We start from the raw sequence: 22,057 nt of genomic DNA, 5'->3' as shown, positions 1-22,057 counted from the left end.
AGAATTTGTGATTTAGGCAGAGAGAGAGTGTGCGAGGAACAGCTGTTATCGTGACAGGTTTGGGGGTGAACACGGAAAAGCTATCAAGAAAAAGCCGTTATTGTGACAGGTTTGGGGGTGAACACGGAAAAGCTGTCAAGAAAAAGCGGTTATTGTGACAGGTTTGGGGGTGAACACGGAAAAGCTGTCAAGAAAAAGCGGTTATTGTGACAGGTTTGGAGGCGAGCATGGAAAAGCTGTCAAGAAAAAGCCGTAATCGTGACAGGTTTGGGGGTGAACATGGAAAAGCTGTCAAGAAAAAGCCGTAATCGTGACAGGTTTGGGGGGCAAGAGGGGAAAAGCTGTCATGAAAAAACCGTTATTATGACAGGTTTGGGGGTGAGCGGGGAAAAGCTGTCAAGAAAAAGCCGTTATTGTGACAGGTTTGGGGGCGAGCGAGGAAAAATCATTATTGTGACAGGTTTGAGGGTGGGCATGGAAAAGCTGTCAAGAAAAAGCCGTTATTATGACAGGTTTGGGGGCGAGCGTGGAAAAGCTGTCAAAAAAAAGCCGTAATTGTGACAGGTTTGGGGGTGAGCGGGGAAAAGCTGTCAAGAAAAAGCCGTAATTGTGACAGGTTCGGGGGTAAACACGAAAAAGCTGTCAAGAAAAAGAAGGAAGTTCGGTCAGGTTAGCAGGCAAAAGTAGATTATCTTTCCGAATTTACAAAAACATCACTCAACCCGAACTCAGCAGCAAACAAAAACCTCCCCGAATCCTAACTCATACCCGGGGAGGTCACTAAACCAAATATTAAAGCTTAAACGAACTTTTCAACGAAACAATGCGGTTGAAAACTTTCTTATCATCTGTTGTGTGCTTCGGATCGACGTTGAAGTAGCCGTGGCGGAAGAACTGGAATTTGTCCTGCGGCTTGGCGTCATTCATGTTTGGCTCGATGAAGCCGTTCACGATTTCCAGGGATTTTTCATTGACCTGATCCAGGAATGATTTATTCTCAGCTTCGTCTGCGCTTCCTTCTTCATCATCAAGAATCAACGGCTCATACAGTCGGAATTCTGCTGGTAGCGCATGTGTTGCGTCTACCCAGTGGAGAGTTCCTTTTACCTTGCGGCCAGTGAAGCCAGATCCGCTCTTTGTTTCTACATCATATGTGCAGTGAAGCTCAACCACTTCGCCATTTTCGTCCTTGATTACGTCATTGCATTTGATGAAGTAAGCATGCTTCAAGCGGACTTCATTGCCAGGGAAGAGACGGAAGTACTTCGCTGGAGGGTTTTCCATGAAATCATCCTGCTCAACATAAATCTCGCGGGAGAATGGAATTTTCCTGGTTCCCATTTCCGGATTCTCTGGGTTGATGTCGGCATCTAGCCATTCCACTTCGCCTTCGGGATAGTTCGTGATGACGATTTTCAAGGGACGAAGAACTCCCATCGTACGCGGAGCCTTCAGTTTAAGATCCTCGCGTACAAAGTGCTCAAGCATTTGCGCGTCAACAGTCGAGTAGCCTTTGGAAACTCCAGCCGCTTTTACGAACTCACGAATCGCTTCAGGTGTGAAACCTCGTCTTCTCAAGCCGGAAATCGTCGGCAGGCGAGGGTCATCCCAGCCATCAACATACTTTTCCTCAACTAGCTGCTTCAGTTTGCGCTTACTCATGACCGTATTTGTCAGGTTCAGGCGGCCAAATTCGATTTGCTGAGGCGTTGCTTCCATTTCACACTCACGAACAACCCAGTCGTAAAGCGGACGCTGGTCTTCGAATTCGGTTGTGCACAAGCTGTGGGTAACACCCTCGAGCGCATCCTCGATCGGATGGGCAAAAGCGTACATTGGATAGATGCACCATTTGTCGCCTGTGTTATGGTGTGTTGCATGGGAAATTCGGTAGATGACCGGGTCACGCAAGTTGATGTTCGGTGATGACATATCAATCTTTGCACGCAATACCTTTTCACCATTGGCAAATTCACCGTTGCGCATCTTTTCGAACAGTCCAAGGTTCTCTTCAACTGAACGATCTCGGTAAGGGCTTTCCTTGCCAGGTTCGGAAAGGGTGCCACGGTATTCACGGATTTCATCTGCTGACAAATCATCGACATATGCCAGTCCCTTTTTGATCAACAGGACAGCACGGTCATACATTTCATCAAAATAATCAGAAGCGAAAAACAAACCTTCCCATTCATAACCCAGCCATTCTACATCTTCCTTGATGGCATCAACGTATTCCTGGTCTTCCTTCAATGGGTTTGTGTCATCAAAACGAAGATTTGTCCTGCCGCCGAATTCATCAGCAAGCCCAAAGTTGATGACGATGGATTTTGCGTGACCGATATGTAGGTATCCGTTTGGTTCTGGAGGGAATCGAGTCACGACTTTATCGCGCTTGCCACTCTCCAAATCTTCCTTTATGATCGTTTTTATAAAATTAGAGTTTTCTTCCAATTGTAATCAGCCTTTCCTTTGATCAGTCTCATTATCTTTATTTTAATGATAACTATAATATATTTCCACTGAACTATATAGTAATAAGAAAAAAGCGGAAAAACAAGTAGTGAAATATCAAAAAGGTGCCTTAAAAAAGGCACCTGCAGATTATTTGGCTAAAACATTCTTAATGAGTTCGTATGTCAGGTTAGGGACTATTTTAACCGAGTAGTCTATTTCCATTCTTTCATATCGTTTATGGGCGTCCAACCCGTAAGGTCCGATGTTGATCACTGGCACATTCAGCTCGCGGATTTCCTGGTAGTCCACGGAAAATTTCGTCCCCCAGCTCGGATTGTTCCGGGAAGCGAAGTCCAAAGCTTCATCATCATCACTCAAAGCGACAAAACTCATGTCAGATATATAAGGAAAGAAACTGCGGACAACGATTGGCTCATCGTAGCCAGGCTGTACCGTTTCGACAGCACTGTCCAAGGCTTCAACCAGGTTTCGCTCATCCTCTGTTTCATCAGTCACTTCAATCCTTGGCGAGTAGAGGGAAGAGTAAAAGATAATGATTGCCGGACTCTGGTCGGGCATCCATTTCCATGCTTCCTCAACAACCCGCGCTGCGTACATCCTCAGGTCCAGGCTGTCATCGAGAAGGAGGTCATCCTTGAATTCCACCATGTGGGCAGTGTAATCAGTGCCATGGACTTTGATGAGTTCAGCTTCCATGTCTTCATAAGTCATTACCCTCGGCTTCCATTGAATCTCCCTGCCTGGCTCGCCGCTGATTTTGCAAAAATGCTGATAACGCTCCTCGTACAGCTTCAATGCTTTTTCAAAAGCAATATGAGCTTGCTCCTTCAATTTTTCCAAAACATCCTTTGGCGTCCAGGAGTGAATGAAGAAGTTGTAATAAACATAAGCAGCCAGAGCCGTCTGCACCGTATAGTTAGGCTTCAGGTCCATCTGCTTCAGGGAAACCGGCGGAATCGTCGTTTCGCCGAATGCTTCATTGCACAGGTCAGGATTATAGTCGATTTGTCTCGTCAATTCTGCAGCGATCAGGTTCGGATCAAGGCCTTCGAAAGCGGAACCGACATGCGTTTCCGAGCCTGTAATATAAAAAGAAGGGAGCAGCTTTCCGACAGTCCCTTTATAGATATAGCGATTCTTATCTCCCGAAAACCTTGGTGAGACAAAGTCGCTATTGACTGCAGCGACATATTCAAAGTTATGCTCTTCTTTCCAAACGTTCAGGTCTTTGACGGCAGAGAGGATTCCATACGAACTATCCTCTTCATCACACTCCGTTAAAAAAACAAGATTGCCATCGAGCTCCTCCGGGTGTTCAGAAAAGTATTTCAGGAGATAAAGGTTGGAAGCGACGCCGCTCTTCATGTCAAGAACCCCGCGGCCAAACATCCATTCACCTGATTGCGCATGTTCATTTACAAGCGGTGGCAGCTTTTCCTTTTTTAGCTCAACAAGCAGTTGGTCCGGATCAAATGCCAAATCAGCCAGCTGTGTAAAATCATCAATGCCTACTGTGTCTAGATGTCCCATCAAAATGACCGTACGGTTGCTGTTTCCTTTTGTACCTTTTACAAAAGCCATGACATTGTATCGTTCGAGTACATCATTCTGGGTTTGCGGTTTGCTGACGTGTGACGGATTTTCTATAAAATAAGGAAACGATGAAATCATCGTATAAATTGCCTGGGCAATTTCGTTCTCTCCATTTGTGTTGACAATGCTCCCGATGTTCACAAGCTGCTTCGTATAAAATAAAACCTCATCCCTGCAATCAAGCATCCAAAGCATCCCCTTTCCGAATATTCTGGTTTTTGATTCAAACGTAACCCATATTAGTGGGAAATACAAGAGGTGTAGTCTGGTATTTGTCACATGAAAAATCCTCCCCGGTATCGAGGAGGATTCTGGTTTATTTTTTCTTGCCTTTATTTGATAGTGTGGTTACTTACTGGATGAGGCTGCTTGGACTGCTTCATAGGCGTTGACATAGCCTGCACCCACTTCATGGAGCTGGTATCCAGACATTGGATCGGCGGTTTGAATCATCAGGTCGAGTGCCAGATCCGGATTGAGAGAAGGGTTAGCTTCCTTCATTAAAGCAACAACACCAGAAATATGTGGTGTAGCCATACTTGTGCCGCTTGATGTTGTATAGTAAGGCAGATGAACTCCATCGATATAAGAGACATCGGTGACTGTACCTAATAGATTCATGACAATGCCGGTGGAAGAACGGGTTGCCACGATATCCACGCCTGGAGCTGTGATATCAGGGTGCAGGTATTCATCTCCCGCCACACCGCGTGATGAGAAGTCGGCAAGTTGTTTATCCTTGGTTCCGGCCGCCACACTTATGACCCAAGGAGCCGCTGAATATGGGTTTAGCGTGTTATCATCTGGACCTTCATTTCCTGCTGCAAACACAACGGTCATGCCTGCGTCATGCGCTTTTTTGGAAGCGACATTGATTGGGTGATCAGGAGAATACTCCCCGGTTGAACCCCAGCTGTTGCTGATGATGTCGATTCCGTACTTTTCTTGATTCTTAATGGCATAATCAAAAGCTTCCAGTGACCAAAGAATATTGATCGCCTCACCAACGCCAAGCCCGACTAATTTAGCGTCTGGAGCAACTCCTTTATATAGGCCATCGCTAGAGGTCCCGCTACCGGCAATTGTTCCGGCAACATGGGTGCCGTGGCCAGAGGTGGTGTCTGTGTTTAACTGGTTCTCAAGGTAAAGAGGCTGGTTGCCGAAAAGGTCACCAACAACGAATTTCACATTCTGGATAACTTTTTCACCGTACTGCAAATCAGGATGGGTGGCATCGATGCCGCTGTCAATTACAGCAACAGTAACTCCTTTCCCGGTGTAGCCCAGGTCGTTCCAAACTGCTTCTGCGCCGATTAGCGCCCTGCTGTCACGAAGGAAATATTCCAGATCATCATTTGCGTAAATCGAGAGAATATTGGTTGCCGTAAGGAGCAGTTCATTGACAAGGCCAATCTTCCCTTTAACTGCCACTATTGGAAGCTCGCTGAAAGGGTTCACCTCGAAACCTAATAGTTTTAAAAGCTTAATATCCGAAAGCAATGGTATGTCTTTATAAGTGATGATCAGTTCAACTTCTTCATTGCTCAATGGATTAGCCAGCAGGCTTTCAAGCTTCGGGTCAAGCTCAACTGAAAGCAAGGATGCTTTTGGGCTGGAGAATGATGGGGATAAAATAAAACTAAATAACACGAGTGCTACTGCAAAAATACTGATCTTTTTCATATGTTCCTCCTTTAAAAATGTGTGAAAATTCATACATTTTTATTTATCCCAAGCAAGTTAGCAAGAAACCTAAATAAAGTTGGGAAAATATTAGATTCGTGAAATGTTCATCATTTCACAATCTGTACAAAACATCATGAATCTTTTGTGTCATTGGCTATTTCAAGAAGGAAATCAGCTTAAAAAGGAGGAAAATGGAGGTGTAAATATAAAGGAGGGAATATCATGCCAAAAGAAATTTTCAAAGCCACTGCTGCATTGCAAGAAGGGGTGAAGGTTGATGTTCAGGCCAGGGGGTTCCATATCACGATTGATGAGCCTGTCAATTTAGGAGGAACCGACCAAGGGATGAATCCTGTAGAAATGCTTCTTGGAGCATTGGGAGCTTGCCAATCCATTGTGGCCCGAGTGTACAGCCAAAAATTTGGAGTGGAATTAGAGGATTTCCGCGTCGAATTGGAAGGCGACCTTGATACCGACGGGTTCATGAACAAATCTGATGTGCGCCGCGGCTATTCAGATATTCGCTATACCTACTATATTAAGTCGCCATCTCCGGAAGAAAACATCAGGGCTCTGGCAGATTTCATTGGGAAAACATGTCCGGTGGATGATACAATCTCAAATCCGGTGAATGTCACCAGAACAGAAATTGTAATCGAAAAGCCAGTAACATCATAAATAGGGTTTATAGGACGGCGCTCCATGTAGTGCCGTTTTTTATTCTCATAAATAATCCTCCAATGGAGAAATTAATGGTAGAAATTTTTCTGGGAGGCGCTTATGAATTTCACTTTTGTATGGCAAACGGCTTTTTTGATTTTATCAGGAATTCTATTATTGAGAATCGCAGGCAGGAAGTCGATTTCCCAAATGACATTGGCACAAACAGTTGTTATGATTTCACTTGGAACGATCATTGTCCAGCCGATTGTGCAAAAGAGCATGTGGAAGGCGATTGCCGGGGCAGCAATCTTTGTCGCTGCGATTGTGATTCTGGAATATTTACAGCTTAAATTTAATTTCTTTGAAAAGTTCATCACAGGGAAATCAAAAATCATCATCCAAAATGGGCAGCTTAATATCAAGAATTTGAAGAAGCTTAGGCTGACAGTTGACCAGTTGGAGATGAGATTGAGGAATAAAGGGATTACAAAACTGGAAGATGTTAAATATGCAACAATCGAACCTAATGGCCAGCTTGGGTATGAACTGAAGGATGACGCAAAACCTCTCACTGTCGGAGAGTTTAAAAAGATATTGAATGATTATCTACCGGCAATGGTCATGAAAATGGACGAGAAGCCGGAATCGGCAAAGCCTGACATTTTCGATGAACTCAATAAATCAAATGAGCAGCAGCATCCTAAATACCTTCAATAAAGGCTCTTTTCTCAAACTTTGTTGCTATTGAAGACAAAATTGGATAGAATTAGCTGTTTACCCTTGTAAAGAAGACGCTTTTTTATGAGAAAAGAGCATGTAAACTTTATACCGACCTCCGAAATAGGTATATATTCGTTAAAATCGGCTTTAGGATTTTAACAACTATCCTTACGAAAACAGCCTCAATAAAACAAAATTTCCCTTTTATTTATACTGTGTGCTGTGCTATTATTTAGAGATGCGAAATACACATGAAAATCTTCTTCTGCAGAAGATTTTTTTTCTTTTTTTAGGAAAAGGGGAGATATACATTGTCACAATTAAAAGAGCCATTATGGACCTCTTCGTTCATCAAATTGATGGTAGGGAATCTATTTATCTTTATGTCATTCCAGATGCTGATTCCTACATTGCCACCATATATAAAATCAATCGGTGCCAGCGGGACGGAAATTGGTCTTGTTACCGCACTTTTCTCGATAGGGGCTGTTTTGAGCCGGCCGTTCATTGGATTTATGCTTGAATACAAAGCGCGTAAACCGCTTGTCCTGATCGGTGCCCTGATGCTTCTGTTGATTACATTCCTATACCCGCTGTCTCAGGTCGTTATCATTTTTCTTGCGTTTCGATTGTTGCATGGTCTTGCATGGGGCTGGTCTACAACAGTCAACGGAACGGCAGCAGTGGATGTTGTACCCAACTCCCGGCTCGGGGAAGGAATGGGCTATTTTGGTCTTTCGATAACAATCGGAATGATTATAGCACCTAGTCTGGGAATCTTTTTATACCAGGTTACTTCCTTTGAAAACCTCGTTTACTTTTCGGGAGTACTTGGCGTCATTGCCTTGCTGCTGCTTGCATCGGTTCACTACCAAACTCCTGATCAAGTTTTAGAGACGAAGAAAGAAGATTTAAAGTTCACATATCTTGGATCGCTTGTTGAGAAATCTGGCTGGTTCCCTGCGGTCTTGACGTTGTTGATCAGTCTGGGTTATGGAACGATTGTCACATTCATTGTCATTTTTGGCGAAGAACGCGGGATACAGCAGATATTCTTGTTTTACCTGTGTAATGCAATTTTTGCATCACTCTCACGTCCGGTTGCCGGAAAATGGTTTGATCAGAAAGGACCAATCGGTCTCGTTATTCTGACAATCTCCATAACATTTGCAGGTATGTGGGTGCTGTCATTTGCTCATTCTAATATGATGATTGCTGTTGCTGGAGTATTATTCGGTATAGGATTCGGTTCATTGATTCCAACCTTGCAATCCTGGACATTATCGATTACACCGCCAAACCGACGTGGAGTCGCGAATGGAATGTTCTTCTCTTCCATTGACCTGGGAATCGGTTTAAGCGGGTTGGTTTTCGGCGTCCTGGCCCAGTATATTGAACTGGGAACTTTGTTCCAGATATCCAGTGGATTTATCTTAATAGCATTAGTTCTGACCATTTTAAAGGGGAGACGTACAAAAGCTAACCGTCAGCCGGAGGAAGCTGTTTCCTGAGAAGCCAGCCCTGTGTGAAGGGCTGGTTTTTTCTATGGTTGCTTATTGGCGCTCTTTTGATTTAAACTGATAAAGAAATTTAGACAGTACGAATTGGTAAGTGAGGACTTTTATGGAGAATCAGGATCAAACATTTGAAGTGATGCGTGCATGCATGCTAGCGGGGAAAATAATGCTTCAAAGCGGCGCTGAGACATATCGGGTGGAAGATACGATGTCACGGATGGCTTCTGCGTTCGGCATTGATAAGACGCACAGCTATGTGACCCCAACCGGCATTATTTTTTCAGTAGAAGGGGTTGGCCCCGAGAGAACGAAACTCGTACGGATTTCTGACCGCACAACCGATTTAAGGAAGGTGGCGATGGTCAACAGCGTTTCGCGGAAAATCAGCAGCGGCGAGGTTGGTTTGAAGGAAGCCTGCAAGCTCCTTGGGGAGATTGAGGAAGCCAACCTGACCTACTCGTTTATGATTCAAATCCTTGCAGCAGCGATTGCGAGTGGCTGTTTTACAATTATGTTCCTGGGAAGCTGGCTCGACTTCCTGCCATCAATGGCAGCAGGAGGTATTGGTTTCTTCTTGGTCGTTTATTTTCACAGGATTGTACCGGTAAAATTCTTCGCCGAATTCCTGTCTTCTTTCTTTATTGGGATGGTAGCATTCTTTTTTGTGAAATTTGGCCTGGGGCAGGAACTTGATAAAATTATCATTGGGTCGGTGATGCCGCTTGTGCCGGGCTTGCTGATCACGAATGCGGTCAGGGATCTGATGGCCGGCCATTTAGTATCCGGGTTATCAAAAGGAGCAGAAGCGCTGCTGACGGCGTTTGCGATTGGCTCAGGAATTGCGGCGATTTTATCTTTTTTATAGGCAGGAGAAATTGCGATGATTTATGTTGAACAGCTAATAACGAGTTTCATTGCGTCCGCTGCGTTCGGTATTATTTTCAACGCGCCGAGAGAATCATTGGTTAAATGCGGCATCTCCGGCATGGTAGGCTGGATGGTTTATTTTGCGCTTGATACGAATGGTTTTGGGACGATTTTTGCAACATTAATGGCCTCATTTTTAATTGCCGTTGTCAGCCAGGTATTCGCGAAGGCTTACCGGACGCCGATCATTATTTTTAGTGTAGCGGGAATTATCCCGCTGGTACCAGGCGGTCTTGCCTACGATGCAATGAGGAATTTCGTGGAGAATGATTACAGCACTGCCTTGTCTTTAGCAGCGAAAGCCTCGATGATCTCCGGTGCAATCGCTGTTGGACTAGTCTTTTCTGAAGTTATTAACCAGGTAATCAGAAGGTCAAGCCTTGGTCCTGTAAAATAAGGAACATGACTCATGTGAAAATGTGAGTCATTTTTTTATGGAAAAAAAAGAGTATAATCAGGAAAAAAAATCCAAATGCCACCATCGTTAAAAGGAATTTTCATGAACATGCAGAATTACTTTTAATATACTTTTTTAAAAAGGGGAAACGACATGGAAATTCTATTGATCAGGCATGGTGAGTCGGAAGGGGATATCCTTCAGGTGCATGAAGGCAGGGCTGATTTGCTGCTGACGGACCATGGCCGCAGGCAGGCGAAGGAAATGGCGAAAGTGGTAAAAGAGAAGTACATGCCTGAGGTCATCTGGGCAAGTACTTTAAAACGCGCTCGAGAAACGGCAGAAATTCTTAGTCAGGAAACGGGAATTCCGGTCATCGAAGAGGATAGTTTGAGAGAGTTTAATAATGGAGTTTTGGCAGGGCTGCCATATGCGGAAGCAAAGCTCCGCTATCCGGAGCCAGAGGGAGGCAGGAAACCTCATGAGCGCGTTGAGGAGGGTGAATCGGAAATTGAATTTCGTTTCCGCGCCAAAACAGTTTTTTCAAAGATTCTTGCAGAAAGCGCAGGAAAGAAACGAATCGCGATTGTTTCACACGGCGGAATGATTTCTAACCTGTTAAGAGCTTTCTTGAATCTGCCAGTTCTATCAGATACTTATTTTCCTACAGGAGATACCGGAATCCACTTGCTTAAGGTGAACGGCGGGCAAAAGGCAGTGATGTTCCTGAACGACTGCGGGCACTTGGCAAAAGTGGAGCAGCTGGCAGCACAAAATTAATCATTATTCTTGTGAAAAATCCCGAATCCAGTCTGCTGGGTTCGGGATTTTTTTTACATTTTTACAATTGTTCGCCCGCGGTTCGCACCTTTTAAGATGCTGGCCAGGACGCCAGGTAATTCTTCTAATGACACTTCGTTTTCAATCGTTTCCAATAACCCCTCTGGCTTCAAGTCGGTTGCCATTCGGTGCCAAAGAAGCTTTCGCGTCGCCATTGGGCAGTACACGGAATCGATGCCAAGTAGGTTAATTCCTCTCAGTATGAACGGGAAAACAGTTGTTGGGACATCTGTTCCGCCAGTCAAACCGCTGACTGCGACAGAACCATTGTATTCAAGCTTGCTGAGGATTGCAGATAAAGTTTTCCCGCCGACGGGGTCCACGGCTGCTGCCCAAAGCTGCTGATCGAGAGGCTTTGTCTTTTCACCAACGAGCTCTTCCCGGCTGATGATTTCTTTAGCTCCAATTTTGCGAAGGTATTCGTGTTCGGAAGCTTTCCCTGTGCTGGCAACGACGTGATACCCTCTTTTCGCCAGCATCGCCACAGCGACGCTGCCAACTCCTCCGGTTGCTCCTGTAACGAGAACCTTCCCTTTCTCTGGAGTAAGTCCGTTCTCTTCCAGTCGGTGCACGGACAATGCTGCAGTGAAACCGGCTGTTCCGAAAACCATGGCTTCCCTTAAATTCAATCCTTTATGCAAAGGCACGATCCATTTTGATGGGATACGGGCATATTCACTGAACCCTCCATAGTGGGAAACCCCTATTTCATAACTGGTGGCGATGACTTCATCACCTTCCTTGAAGGAACTGTCATCTGAACGGACAACCGTGCCGGCAAGGTCGATGCCAGGAATGAATGGATAGGACCTGACAATCTTGCCATTCGGAATGCTCGCAAGCCCGTCTTTAAAGTTGACGCTTGAATAGGCAACCTTGATCACCACATCACCAGCAGGCAAATCCTCCAGTCCAACCGTTTTTACTTCTGCTGAAAAATCATTATCTGTCTTGTTCACCATAAAAGCTTTGAAATTGTCCATAACTCCCAACCTTTCTAGCTTGATAGTTTCAGTATAGGGCATAAGCATGCCGGACTTCTAATAACTCAACTTACTCAAGGTCATCATTTTACCATTCACTAAAAAGGCTGAATATGACTTTTGTTGTTGCCTAATACCAACTTCCGAAATGTTAAGTCCATCACGAATATATTACGATTTTGTGTCCACTTAATCTGGTGTGACGGACTTCACATATCTTTTAATCTGCCTCCCTTAAGATTTAGATAAGTAAGGTACACCGTGGAGGTTAGGGCTTCTAAACATTATTAAATCAATTTTTCACTATTCACAAAGTGTTTACAATTTAATCCTATTTAGACTGTTTTTCCATGATAAGATGAATTTTGAAATCGGGAACGATTTACAGGGAGGTAGCAAAGTTGTACAAATTCGAGAGATCTTTTTACTCCAAAACAAGCATGTATTCCTTTGTCGTTGTGATGGTCTTGTTTTTCTCAATGTGGTATTCAACATCGAGGTTTGTCCATATCGATATGGCGCTTCTGGGATATGCAATTTCATCAGCAGTCTTTGCGATTGGCTTAACAATCAGGATGAGCTTCTGGATGTGGCGAAAAGCCACGAACAGGGTGGCAAAGCGAAGTGTTGATAACCTTTTTAATAAAGAAAGATTGAAACGAAATTCAAAAGCACTAGTTAAAACTTTAATCGATAATATCATTTTGCAAAAATTCATTTTCCAGCGCGGGATCTACCGAGGAATACAGCACTTCATGATTTCCTGGGGCTGCATCATCTCATTCGCAATCACATTTGGGCTTACATTCGGCTGGATGCGTTTCGACCTGATTGACCCGGAAACATACCAGATCATCGTGTTCGACATGCCGACCATCACGATGGCTGCTCACGGAGTTTTCGCTGAAATCGTCTATAACGGTTTGAATATCGGGGCAATCATGGTTTTGATCGGAGCGGGAATGGCCCTCTACCGACGCATCACTGATTATGACGTAAAAGTAACCCAGCGATTCGAGTTCGACATTCTGCCATTGATCATTCTCTTGGCAGTAACAGTAACAGGCTTGATCCTGACAATTCAATACACATTCCTTGATGGCTGGATGCACCACTATATGTCGCTGATCCACCAGGTTACAGTCATCATCATGCTGATGTACTTCCCATTCGGAAAACTGTTCCACGTGCCAATCAGGCCGCTGGCTACAGCAGTTCCAATGAGTTATCAAGAGGTGGTCAAAGTGGATACGAAATCATGTAAGAGCTGCGGACAGCCATACAGCAATGATGACCAGATTGCGGATGTCCAGGCTATTTTAAAAAGCCAGAATTTCGACCTTCAGCTTGCAGATGGCACTTACCTGTCAGACTACTGCACAGGCTGCCGCCGCAGGATGAGAGCATTGAAACAGATGAATCTTGAAGCACCAAAAGGCAATCCATACGGACCGGTAAATACAAATAACGGTATTCACATATCAGGCTTCAGCAAAAAGCGTTCAGAAGAATTTTACGGACTTGACCAGGATTCAAAGGAGGAAAAAATCGATGAGCCAGTTTCTCGTTAAAGAAGGCGTAAAGAACCAGATCCGCAAAGGTGAAAAACTAGTCACAACTCACTGCTGCTACTGCGGCATGCAGTGCGGCATGCACATCCGCGTTGATGAAAAGAATAACAAGGTTGTCGGTGTAGAACCGCGTTATGACTGGGTTTTAACAAAAGGGAAGATGTGTCCTAAAGGGGTTACTGCTTACCAGACGATCGATCACCCAGACCGAATCAAAACTCCTCTGATCAAAAAGAACGGCAAGTTCGTAGAAGCAACGTGGGACGAAGCACTTGATTTGATCGAGAGCAAATACAAAGGAATCCAGGAAAACTACGGAAAAGATGCGGTGGGAGTTTACGGCGGCGTGTCGATGACAAATGAGAAGTGCTACCTTGTTGGTAAGTACGCTCGTGTCGGCCTTGGAACTCGTTACATTGACTATAACGGCCGTTACTGCATGAGCTCTGCTGCCGGAGGTTTCAACAAAACACTCGGCATGGACCGTGGTTCGACGCTTCCTTGGACTGAGCTTGAGCACACGGATACTTTCTTCATGGCAGGTTCCAACACAGCGGAATGCCATCCCACAAGCATTCAGTGGTTCTGGAAGGCGAAGGACAAAGGCGCGAAGCTAATCGTAGCTGATCCGCGTGAAACTGCAACAGCACGTGTAGCTGACGTACACCTAGACTTGCTTCCAGGAACAGATTCAGCTTTGGCGAACGGAATCATGCACCTCCTAATCAAGCATGATTACGTGGATAATGAATATGTCCAGGAACGCTGCAACAATTTTGAAGAATTAAAAGAAATGACGGCGAAATTCACGCCAGAATATACATCAAAGCTTACAGGTGTCGCAGCTGAGAAAATCATCAAGGCAGCGCACATTTTCGGTAAATCACCACGCTCTGTCGTCATGTTCGCACGCGGTGCGGAACAACAGACTTCAGGCGTTGATAATGTAAGTCTTTATACATCAATGGCATTGTTGAGAGGTCAAATCGGCAAATTCGCATCAGGCGTAGCAACTTTTACAGGACAGGGCAACGGACAGGGCGGACGTGAGCACGGACAGAAAGCAGACGCGCTTCCTGGATACCGTAAAATCGCCAACCCTAAGGATGTTGAGCATGTGGCAGGAGTTTGGGGCATCAAACCAGAAGAAATGCCGAAGGAAGGCGTTTCCGCATACGAAATGTTCCACCTGATGCAGAACAAAACAATCCGCGCATTGCATGTCATCTGTTCGAATCCGGTTGTTTCATCACCAAACATCAACTATGTCCAGGATTCACTAGAGAAGCTTGATTTCCTTGTCGTAAACGACTTCTTCATGTCAGAAACAGCTGAGCTTGCAGATGTAGTTCTTCCAGCAACGACTTGGGCGGAGGACGAAGGAACGACTACAAACATCGAAGGCCGTGTCATCCGTATCCGTAAAGTGGTTGATCCAATTGGAGAATCGAAGCCGGACTGGGAAATCATGAGCATGATCGCTGAACGTCTAGGTAAAGGCAAGTACTTCGATTACAACGAACCAAGAGAGATTTTTGACGAGCTTCGCCACGCTTCAAAAGGCGGCAAGGCTGATTACTACGGTGTAACTTATGAAAAAATCGACGAGCAGGACGGCGTTTTCTGGCCGGCACCGACAGAAGACTCCAAGGGAACTCCATCCATTTTCCAGGAGCGTTTTGCTACGGAAGATGGAAGAGCAAATCTTGCAGTTTGCGATTTCAGGGGACCTACAGAGGTTCAATCAAACGAGTATCCTTTATGGCTGACAACAGGCCGCGTTGTCTTCCATTACTTATCAGGTAACCAGACACGACGCGTTGACTTCCTGATGGAGCAATGCCCTGAGCCATTCGTAGAAATGCACCCAGAACTGGCAAGCAAGTATCAAATTGAAAACGGTGAAAGAGTGAAGCTTTCCACACCGCGTGGTGAGATGATCACACCGGTTAAAATAACAAAAGCAATCCGCAAAGACACAATGTTCGTCCCTTATCACTGGGGCAAGAAGCTGGCAGTCAACCAATTGACCAGCCCGGCACTGGATCCATTCTCAAGGATGCCTGAATTTAAAGTCTGTGCTGTAAAGCTTGAAAAACTGACTAAATAGGAGGAACGGCCACTATGAATAAAATAATGTATCTAGAATTTGAGCGCTGTATAGGATGCCGTGCCTGCCAGGCAGCCTGCCGTGAGTGTGGGGACCATGATGCCAAGGAACGGAACTATGTAGAATACGTTGACTTCACTGAATCTCGCCAGACCTTCCCGATGCTGTGCATGCAATGTAAAGACCCGGCATGTGCGCGTGTCTGCCCTGCCAACGCCATCCAGATCACGGATGAAGGCGTCGTGCTGTCTGCGATGGAAGAAAAATGCATCGGATGCCGCAACTGTACATTCGGATGCCCATTCGGTATTCCTAAATTCGACTTCGAGACGAACAAAATGTACAAATGTGATATGTGCTATGACAGAACCCGTCATGATATCGCGCCAATGTGTGCATCTGTTTGTCCGAGTGATGCAATCCGCTTCATCGACTTCGATGAAATGCAGCAATTGCGCAGAAAACGTACCCAGATGAACCTGGTTGAAGGCAAAAAGCCGCAAGAGGGCAACAAATGGGATTACGTACCTGAATTCTTCGGAGTTTATACTGATTCACAATCATAATTAGAAATGCGGAAGCGCCTTGGTCAGCCCCGACAAGCGCTGGAGGGCCGACCGGTGAAGTCGTTCTTTGACTTCATTGGGCGGACCGAAGCGTCTCGAGGGGCTAGGCGCTGAAGCTGGACAATTCTCGAAGTAAGTATAAGTTTTCACAGGATAATTAAATGGAGCCGGCCGGAAAAGAGCGCTAAGTTCATTAGGGCCGGCTCTGTTTTTAGATCGATTATTACGATATTGGCGAAAATCTGAGTTTATTGGCGGTTTTCACAAGTTTATTGGCGAAAATCGGATTTTATTGGCGAAAACCACCAACTTATTGGCGAAAATAAAATTATATTGGCGACTTGGAAATTTTCAACGATTTTTTCCAGTTGGGTTTCAACTAATTTGATATAAGGTAGGGAATAAATACCCCATCCTAAAAAAGAGGTGCTTAACATGTTAAAAGGAAATGTGCTGGCGGTGACAAGCGGAAAAGGTGGAGTTGGAAAGTCTTCTTTATCAGTGAATCTTGCGCTCGCGCTGCAAAAGCTTGGCAAGTCCGTTGCGATCATCGACCTTGATATATACGGATTCAGTGTACCGAAAATACTTAATATAGATGCAAAACCTAAGACGTTCAATGGAAAAATCATTCCGGTTGAGGCACATGGCATCAAGGTGATGTCAATGGGCTTCCTTGTGAAGGATAATGAACCGATTGTGTGGCGCGGCCCGATGCTCGGAAAAATGATTCAGCATTTTACAGAAGACGTCCTGTGGGGAGAGATGGATTATTTCATTCTAGATATGCCTCCTGGTACGGGAGATGTTGCGCTTGATATGCACCTGATGATTCCACAGAGCAAGGAAATCGTCATAACAACACCGCATAAAGCTGCTTCCTTCGTGGCAGAGCGTGCAGGATCAATGGCGATCAAGAGCAAGCATGAAGTCATCGGTGTAGTCGAAAATATGTCTTATTTCAAGCCTGAAGACAGTGACCAGAAATATTTCATTTTTGGCAAAGGCGGCGGCGAGGAGCTTGCAGCACAGCTGGGTACAGATTTGCTGGGACAGCTGCCAATTCAGGAAGCGGATGAGAATAGTGAGACACCTGCGATTGCAGAGGAAAACACACCGCTATTCAAGGAATATCTAAACCTGGCAGAAAAAATCGATGCTAAGTTTCAGCTCTAGGAACAGGAGGATTTGGCTATGAGTGATGATAAAAAACAGACCCATCATGAAGATGATAAAGATATGATCAAGCTGATCGATAATCTGAACAGGAAAGACGATGTCCATTTGAATAGAAGAGCGTTTTTGAAAGCTTCGTTCGGGGCAACAGTTGCCATCGGATTGGCAACGACTCCATTCGGGATCTTCACATTCCTGCGCGATGAAAACGGTGAAGTGAAGCGGGTGGAAGTCACCGATATCGAAGACCTGGCGATTGGGGAATCCAGGAACTTCAACTATCCGACGAAGAATGAACCGGCCATTTTGGTGAGGACACCGGAGGACAAGTTTGTCGCGTACAATAATAAATGTACTCACCTTCAATGCCCAGTCTTTTATGAGCATAAGGAAAATGTCTTGCTGTGCCCTTGTCACAAAGGTTATTTCAATGTAGACAGCGGCCAGCCAATGGCAGGGCCGCCGCAGCGCGAACTTCCGAAGATCCTGCTTGAAATCAAGGATGGCAAGGTGTTTGCAGTAGGGAGGGAAGTAAGGCATGGATAAAAAACGAATTGCTTTTTTCTCGATTTTCCTGTTCCTTGCCATTAACGTGTTCTCGCTATCCAATGCCATCGAAGGCTATTATGGCCAAGAAGATGAGCGTGTATATGGTGCGGTGATTGTCGCGTTGATTTCGACTCTGTTGGCAACAACGGCCTTCTTCATTTGGAGAAAGGCAGAGTATAAAAAGTAAGCTGGTGGCGATGATAAAAGAAGAGCTCCTTTCTTAATGGAAGTTTGACCAAACATTAAGAAAGAGGCTGAAAAAGGGAGGTATGAACGTGGTTTCCCATTCTTTTTTTCATGACGACAGCAAAAAAAAATCAATCGAGGAAGTACTTGAAAATTCCGTTGAGATTGAAGAAGATTTGATGCGTACTTACTTAATAACAGCTGAAAGAGTCCACGACGATCCTGAACTAAAGGAACGCCTTGAAAACTTCGCTGAAGGTAATGCAAAACGGACGAAACAGCTCATTGATGAGTTGAATAAAGAATAATGAAAAAGCAGCGGAATTGGTCCGCTGCTTTTCTTTAGGTGTGAGTTATTTTTAGCTAAACTGGTTAGTCGGGACAATCCTAATATTTTCCCCTTCAAACTTCCTTTCACCGAAAAGGGTGATCAATGTGCAGCTTGTGATCCGGAACGGGCTTTCAGCAATTTCATACTCAGCCAGCAGGCCTGATCCGAGTTCTTCGCCTTCTGGATTCAAGGCCTGAACGTTCTGGCCTTCAAGTGTCCTTAACTTGGCTTTCATCAAGAATACCTTCCACTCTTCCCAGTTCTTAATCAAAAAAGCTTTCTCACCATTCTCCAAATAACCTAGCTGGCAGTCTCTTTCATCGATGGCGTCTTCGTTTCCATAGCTGAGCTCCATGATTATATCCCGTAAAAATTGAAATTCATCAAGGTCAAGGTATGGATCGATCTGGAATTCAACTTCGTTTCCACTTTCCTTGATTGTAGCAAGCGTTTTGTTGTTCCTCATGACAGACTTGTTTTTGATATGTTGTGATTTAATATGTTCTAGAGGAGTACCCATAAGTTTCAAAATAAGCATAATAATCTCCTTTATTCGGTCGACTTGTTACCTTCATTATAATGATTTTGCCCTATCTGCGGTGTGACAAACTTCATTAAGTCCCCATAAAATCCGGATATAGTTCGAAAGATATAGGTAGCGGCATCATTCGACAGCAACTGGCAAATAACTGGGTCATTTATTAAAAAGATTACAAATTTTGCAGTGCTTGTTGCAAAACTGAAAGCTGGCTGAAATATTGAATGAAAAATAGTTTGATAGAATACAATGATAAGGTTTGATGGCAAGCCGGCAAAGGGAAAAAGTAGAGTCAGTTAAAACAATTTTTTATGCCTGAAGGAGTCCGAAGGCTCTTTTTTTGGATTGATATTATAAAGAAGTCGGAGGAAAGTCATGACATTTGAAGAGCAATTAATCAAAAAGTCGTATTTTGAAACTTATATGGAATCAGGAAACAGGACACATCCTGTTCGTGTTCTCGGGGAGCTTTACCTTGAAGAGCAGAAGAATGATATGCCGGATCTGTCGTATATCCGTTTTGCTCAGGGAGAGGTATATTTTCACAATAAAGATTTTGAAGCAGCGATTTTTAAGTGGGAGAACATTACGAATGAATTCGAGCCCTGGGCGAAAAAGAACATGGGTGATGCATTTCTTGAGCTTGGTTTGCTTACTTCCGCGGAGGAGCTGTACCTGTCGATTGAAACAGAGAGCAATGTTCTTAAAATCGAAAGTGGCCTACAGCTTTTATCTCTCTACATAGAGCAGGTAAAGCTTGAAAAAGCGATTGCGGTCATCAAGAAATCAGTGGCGCTTGATCCGGATTATCCTGGCGTAACGGAGATTGCCCGTGCTTTCTTTGAAGAGCATCATGACTGGGACAATGCAGTCGAGCTGGCAGTCAATGAAGGTGTGCGCACAGGTTCGCCTAAGTGGTTCGACGTTTTGAATCAATATGTAGAACAGGGACATACTGCACGTTTCGCACCAGATTATTTTAACGAAGCATTATCTGTTCTTTTCCAGGTGGACAGAAGCCGGTTTGAACAGTTGGCAGTATCCCTGTGGGAAAGCTATAAGGGACAAAGTTCTTACATGACATGGCTAAAGGAATTCAACCAATTGTTCAGCGGGATGGACGGCAATCTAAAAGATGGCTGGACCCATCTGTCAGCGGTCTACCAGGACACATATTTCGAATTGATTAACGGCGATCGTTTGATTAAGGAAATTTCACCGTTGATTCCTGAATTGCTTACCAATTGGCTGAAAATCACAAGCCCTGTTAACAGCCTTGTATCAGCATCATCTATTATTGCGTGGAATGAAGTATTTCCAGGGACCATCACCTCGTCCGCGATTCACGATGCCGAAAATCTTGTGCTGAATTCACGCGAGTATCATAATGGCTATGAGGATAGCATGCAGCTATTCAAGACGATCATTGAATGGGCGGAAAATCATGAGATAGAGGTCGGCAACAGGATCAAGTGGATGGTCCAGGACCTGCAGGAATCCAATGTTCATAATCTGTTGATCGCCGGTATAACTGGCAATGGGAAGTCCTCATTCGTCAATACCATTGTTGGGGAAGAGCTGATCACGGCACCAACTGCTGCTGTCATCCGTTTCAAGAATGAAGAGAACCCGGAAATCCAGGAAATAACGGATACAGACGTCCGCCAAATCACGGATATTGAGGACTTCAAGGAAGCGTCAGGAGTTCGCCGTCAGACGCACAAGAATGAGACAATCATTGATTTCAAGGCAGAGTTCCCATTCCTGCGGGAACACGAATTGGCATTGATTGATACTCCAGGGATCAACAGTAATAACTATGACAAGCATCCATTGTACAATTACTTGAGATTTGCTGATAGTCTGCTTTTCGTGCTCAATGCGAATGATCCTTTTACGGAAAAAGAAAGGGAAATCCTCGCGAAAATTTCAGAGTACTTCCCGAATCTGCCTGTTCATTTCCTGCTGAACAAAATAGATATGATATACAGCCAGCAGGAGGCAGTAGATGTTTTTGACCAAACATGGGCTGAAATCAGCCAGTATTATCCTGATTCTAAAATGTTTGCTTTCTCATCTAATTACGATAAAGGCAAGCAGCTGAGGGATTTCTCTGATTTCATACGAACAAACAGAAGCACAGTCGACTTTGAGCAGGAGCGTACGGCAAAACTGCAATTCTTCGTCAGACGGGCAATCACGTATTTGCTTGATAAACGGATTGAAATCGAGAATAACCATATGGAATCAATCAGCTGGAACGAAGATATGGTGAGCAAGCTTAACGGTGCCATCAACCAGCTGGGAGATATTGAAGAAGAGAAGTCAAGTTCTATTCAGAAGTCATACCGAAAAATTAAAGATGAAACCCGTGCGGAAATCATTGAGAAAATTCCTGAAGTATTGCGTGGTTGTTCGGAATTGGTGACGGAGGACAGTGATTTCGGAAAAATCCATGCTGAAATGGACGAAGATATGAACAAGAGAATCCAGGAATATCTCGATGGAAGCGTACTGCCGAAATTCCATGAAGATTTGAAAGGCTGGATTCAACATTCGAAAGACGAATTCGACCAAAGCCAAAACTATTTAAATGAAATGGCCGAGGGTTTTAACTCCATGTATGGAGATGAAAGGATTAGCCTGGACTGTGATTTCAGAGTATTAGATGACTGGCGCCGCGATGCCGACCGGATGACGAACGGGGTCCACTATGAAAAGGTCAACATCATGAACCGCTCGACGCCGCAGCAGTTCTTCTTGAAAAGCGCTGGCAAGCTGCTCGGAGTACTGCCGCAAAACAATGCGATGCTTTATAACAGATACAAGACCTATCTCGAGACTGAGGATTATTATGAAATCGGCGTAACCATTGCGAAAAGGTTTCTGCAGCAATTCGAGATTTTCGAAAAATCGATTGAACGTGATGTGAATCTGTTCTTCAAAAACCCATTCAACGTTCTTGAAGGAGCAGTAGAAGAAGCAAAATCCGAAATCGAGTACGGAAAGAACGAACTTGAAAAAATGAGAATCAATCCTGAACTGTACCGTGATCCATTAACACTTTATGAAGTAAAACTACGCCAGTACGAATGGATGACCGCGGCAGGCAGAGGCTAATCGAAAAAGGAAGATTCCGATTTGGGATTTTCCTTTTTGTTTGAAACGGAAAAAAGAATATAATTAAATTTTCATAATAATATTGACAATATGAGTATAGGAGTTTAAA

At 44.4% G+C, this 22,057-nt stretch carries 20 protein-coding genes; 15 read left to right on the top strand and 5 right to left on the bottom strand.

Annotated elements, in window-relative coordinates; genetic code table 11:
* Window positions 1–279: 279 nt before the first annotated feature.
* Complete coding sequence (locus J7E32_RS13305) at window positions 280–555, top strand: hypothetical protein (RefSeq protein WP_214908029.1); 276 nt, start codon at window positions 280–282, stop codon at window positions 553–555.
* A 237-nt stretch (window positions 556–792) separates the two neighbouring features.
* Here the strand turns inward: J7E32_RS13305 and J7E32_RS13300 are convergent, their stop codons facing one another.
* The 3 genes from J7E32_RS13300 to J7E32_RS13290 all read right to left on the bottom strand — a co-directional run bounded on the left by J7E32_RS13300 (window position 793) and on the right by J7E32_RS13290 (window position 5,751).
* Entirely contained in the window at window positions 793–2,451 is a 1,659-nt protein-coding gene (locus J7E32_RS13300; protein WP_214908027.1) for a glutamine--tRNA ligase/YqeY domain fusion protein, read from the bottom strand.
* Window positions 2,452–2,601: 150 nt separating this feature from the next.
* A complete protein-coding gene (locus J7E32_RS13295) occupies window positions 2,602–4,254 on the bottom strand; it encodes a M20/M25/M40 family metallo-hydrolase (RefSeq protein ID WP_214908025.1) in 1,653 nt (550 codons plus the stop codon).
* A gap of 162 nt (window positions 4,255–4,416) precedes the next feature.
* On the bottom strand, window positions 4,417–5,751 hold the full coding sequence (locus J7E32_RS13290) for a S8 family peptidase (RefSeq protein ID WP_214908022.1): 1,335 nt from the start codon (window positions 5,749–5,751) through the stop codon (window positions 4,417–4,419).
* A 225-nt stretch (window positions 5,752–5,976) separates the two neighbouring features.
* Between J7E32_RS13290 and J7E32_RS13285 the strand changes: the two genes are divergently transcribed.
* From J7E32_RS13285 to J7E32_RS13260, 6 genes are all read left to right on the top strand, one after another.
* Window positions 5,977–6,432, top strand: a complete 456-nt coding sequence (locus tag J7E32_RS13285; RefSeq protein WP_214908020.1) for an OsmC family protein — start codon at window positions 5,977–5,979, stop codon at window positions 6,430–6,432.
* Window positions 6,433–6,534: 102 nt separating this feature from the next.
* Window positions 6,535–7,134, top strand: a complete 600-nt coding sequence (locus J7E32_RS13280) for a DUF421 domain-containing protein (RefSeq protein ID WP_214908018.1) — start codon at window positions 6,535–6,537, stop codon at window positions 7,132–7,134.
* A 362-nt stretch (window positions 7,135–7,496) separates the two neighbouring features.
* Window positions 7,497–8,648, top strand: a complete 1,152-nt coding sequence (locus J7E32_RS13275) for an MFS transporter (protein ID WP_214908128.1) — start codon at window positions 7,497–7,499, stop codon at window positions 8,646–8,648.
* Between the two features lie 112 nt (window positions 8,649–8,760).
* Window positions 8,761–9,519, top strand: a complete 759-nt coding sequence (locus J7E32_RS13270) for a threonine/serine exporter family protein (RefSeq protein WP_214908016.1) — start codon at window positions 8,761–8,763, stop codon at window positions 9,517–9,519.
* 15 nt (window positions 9,520–9,534) lie between these two features.
* Window positions 9,535–9,978, top strand: coding sequence for a threonine/serine exporter family protein (locus J7E32_RS13265; RefSeq protein ID WP_214908014.1), 444 nt, complete (start codon window positions 9,535–9,537; stop codon window positions 9,976–9,978).
* Between the two features lie 153 nt (window positions 9,979–10,131).
* Window positions 10,132–10,758 (top strand): histidine phosphatase family protein, encoded by a 627-nt coding sequence (locus tag J7E32_RS13260; protein WP_214908012.1) that lies wholly within the window; start codon window positions 10,132–10,134, stop codon window positions 10,756–10,758.
* Between the two features lie 53 nt (window positions 10,759–10,811).
* Here the strand turns inward: J7E32_RS13260 and J7E32_RS13255 are convergent, their stop codons facing one another.
* A complete protein-coding gene (locus J7E32_RS13255; RefSeq protein ID WP_214908009.1) occupies window positions 10,812–11,801 on the bottom strand; it encodes an NADPH:quinone oxidoreductase family protein in 990 nt (329 codons plus the stop codon).
* A 401-nt stretch (window positions 11,802–12,202) separates the two neighbouring features.
* On the opposite strand from J7E32_RS13255, the gene J7E32_RS13250 reads away from it, so the two are divergent.
* The 7 genes from J7E32_RS13250 (at window position 12,203) to J7E32_RS13220 (ending at window position 18,267) form a co-directional block, all read left to right on the top strand.
* Window positions 12,203–13,372: an MFS transporter gene (locus J7E32_RS13250; protein WP_286183205.1), complete on the top strand. Its 1,170-nt coding sequence runs from the start codon at window positions 12,203–12,205 to the stop codon at window positions 13,370–13,372.
* Complete coding sequence (gene fdhF, locus J7E32_RS13245) at window positions 13,353–15,482, top strand: formate dehydrogenase subunit alpha (protein ID WP_214908007.1); 2,130 nt, start codon at window positions 13,353–13,355, stop codon at window positions 15,480–15,482. The genes J7E32_RS13250 and fdhF overlap by 20 nt, the downstream gene beginning before the upstream one ends.
* A gap of 14 nt (window positions 15,483–15,496) precedes the next feature.
* Window positions 15,497–16,048 (top strand): 4Fe-4S dicluster domain-containing protein, encoded by a 552-nt coding sequence (locus tag J7E32_RS13240; protein WP_023625614.1) that lies wholly within the window; start codon window positions 15,497–15,499, stop codon window positions 16,046–16,048.
* Between the two features lie 435 nt (window positions 16,049–16,483).
* Entirely contained in the window at window positions 16,484–17,224 is a 741-nt protein-coding gene (locus J7E32_RS13235) for an Mrp/NBP35 family ATP-binding protein (RefSeq protein WP_214908005.1), read from the top strand.
* An 18-nt stretch (window positions 17,225–17,242) separates the two neighbouring features.
* Window positions 17,243–17,770, top strand: coding sequence for a QcrA and Rieske domain-containing protein (locus J7E32_RS13230; protein ID WP_214908003.1), 528 nt, complete (start codon window positions 17,243–17,245; stop codon window positions 17,768–17,770).
* Window positions 17,763–17,960, top strand: a complete 198-nt coding sequence (locus J7E32_RS13225) for a hypothetical protein (protein WP_214908001.1) — start codon at window positions 17,763–17,765, stop codon at window positions 17,958–17,960. Before J7E32_RS13230 ends, J7E32_RS13225 begins: the two co-directional genes overlap by 8 nt.
* 88 nt (window positions 17,961–18,048) lie before the next feature.
* Window positions 18,049–18,267: a hypothetical protein gene (locus J7E32_RS13220; RefSeq protein ID WP_286183202.1), complete on the top strand. Its 219-nt coding sequence runs from the start codon at window positions 18,049–18,051 to the stop codon at window positions 18,265–18,267.
* Between the two features lie 51 nt (window positions 18,268–18,318).
* Here J7E32_RS13220 and J7E32_RS13215 read toward each other — a convergent pair whose 3' ends face one another.
* Window positions 18,319–18,828: a hypothetical protein gene (locus J7E32_RS13215; protein ID WP_214907998.1), complete on the bottom strand. Its 510-nt coding sequence runs from the start codon at window positions 18,826–18,828 to the stop codon at window positions 18,319–18,321.
* 375 nt (window positions 18,829–19,203) lie between these two features.
* Here J7E32_RS13215 and J7E32_RS13210 point away from each other — a divergent pair, with 375 nt between their 5' ends.
* The gene (locus J7E32_RS13210) at window positions 19,204–21,948 is read left to right on the top strand and encodes a dynamin family protein (protein WP_214907996.1); all 2,745 of its coding nucleotides are present in this window, start codon (window positions 19,204–19,206) and stop codon (window positions 21,946–21,948) included.
* The last annotated feature ends 109 nt before the right edge of the window (window positions 21,949–22,057 follow it).

This window comes from Bacillus sp. ISL-55, from assembly GCF_018613155.1.
Taxonomy (GTDB): domain Bacteria; phylum Bacillota; class Bacilli; order Bacillales; family Cytobacillaceae; genus Mesobacillus.
The sequence above is the reverse complement of the archived record's forward strand: the minus strand, read 5'-3'. Positions and strand labels throughout refer to the sequence as shown.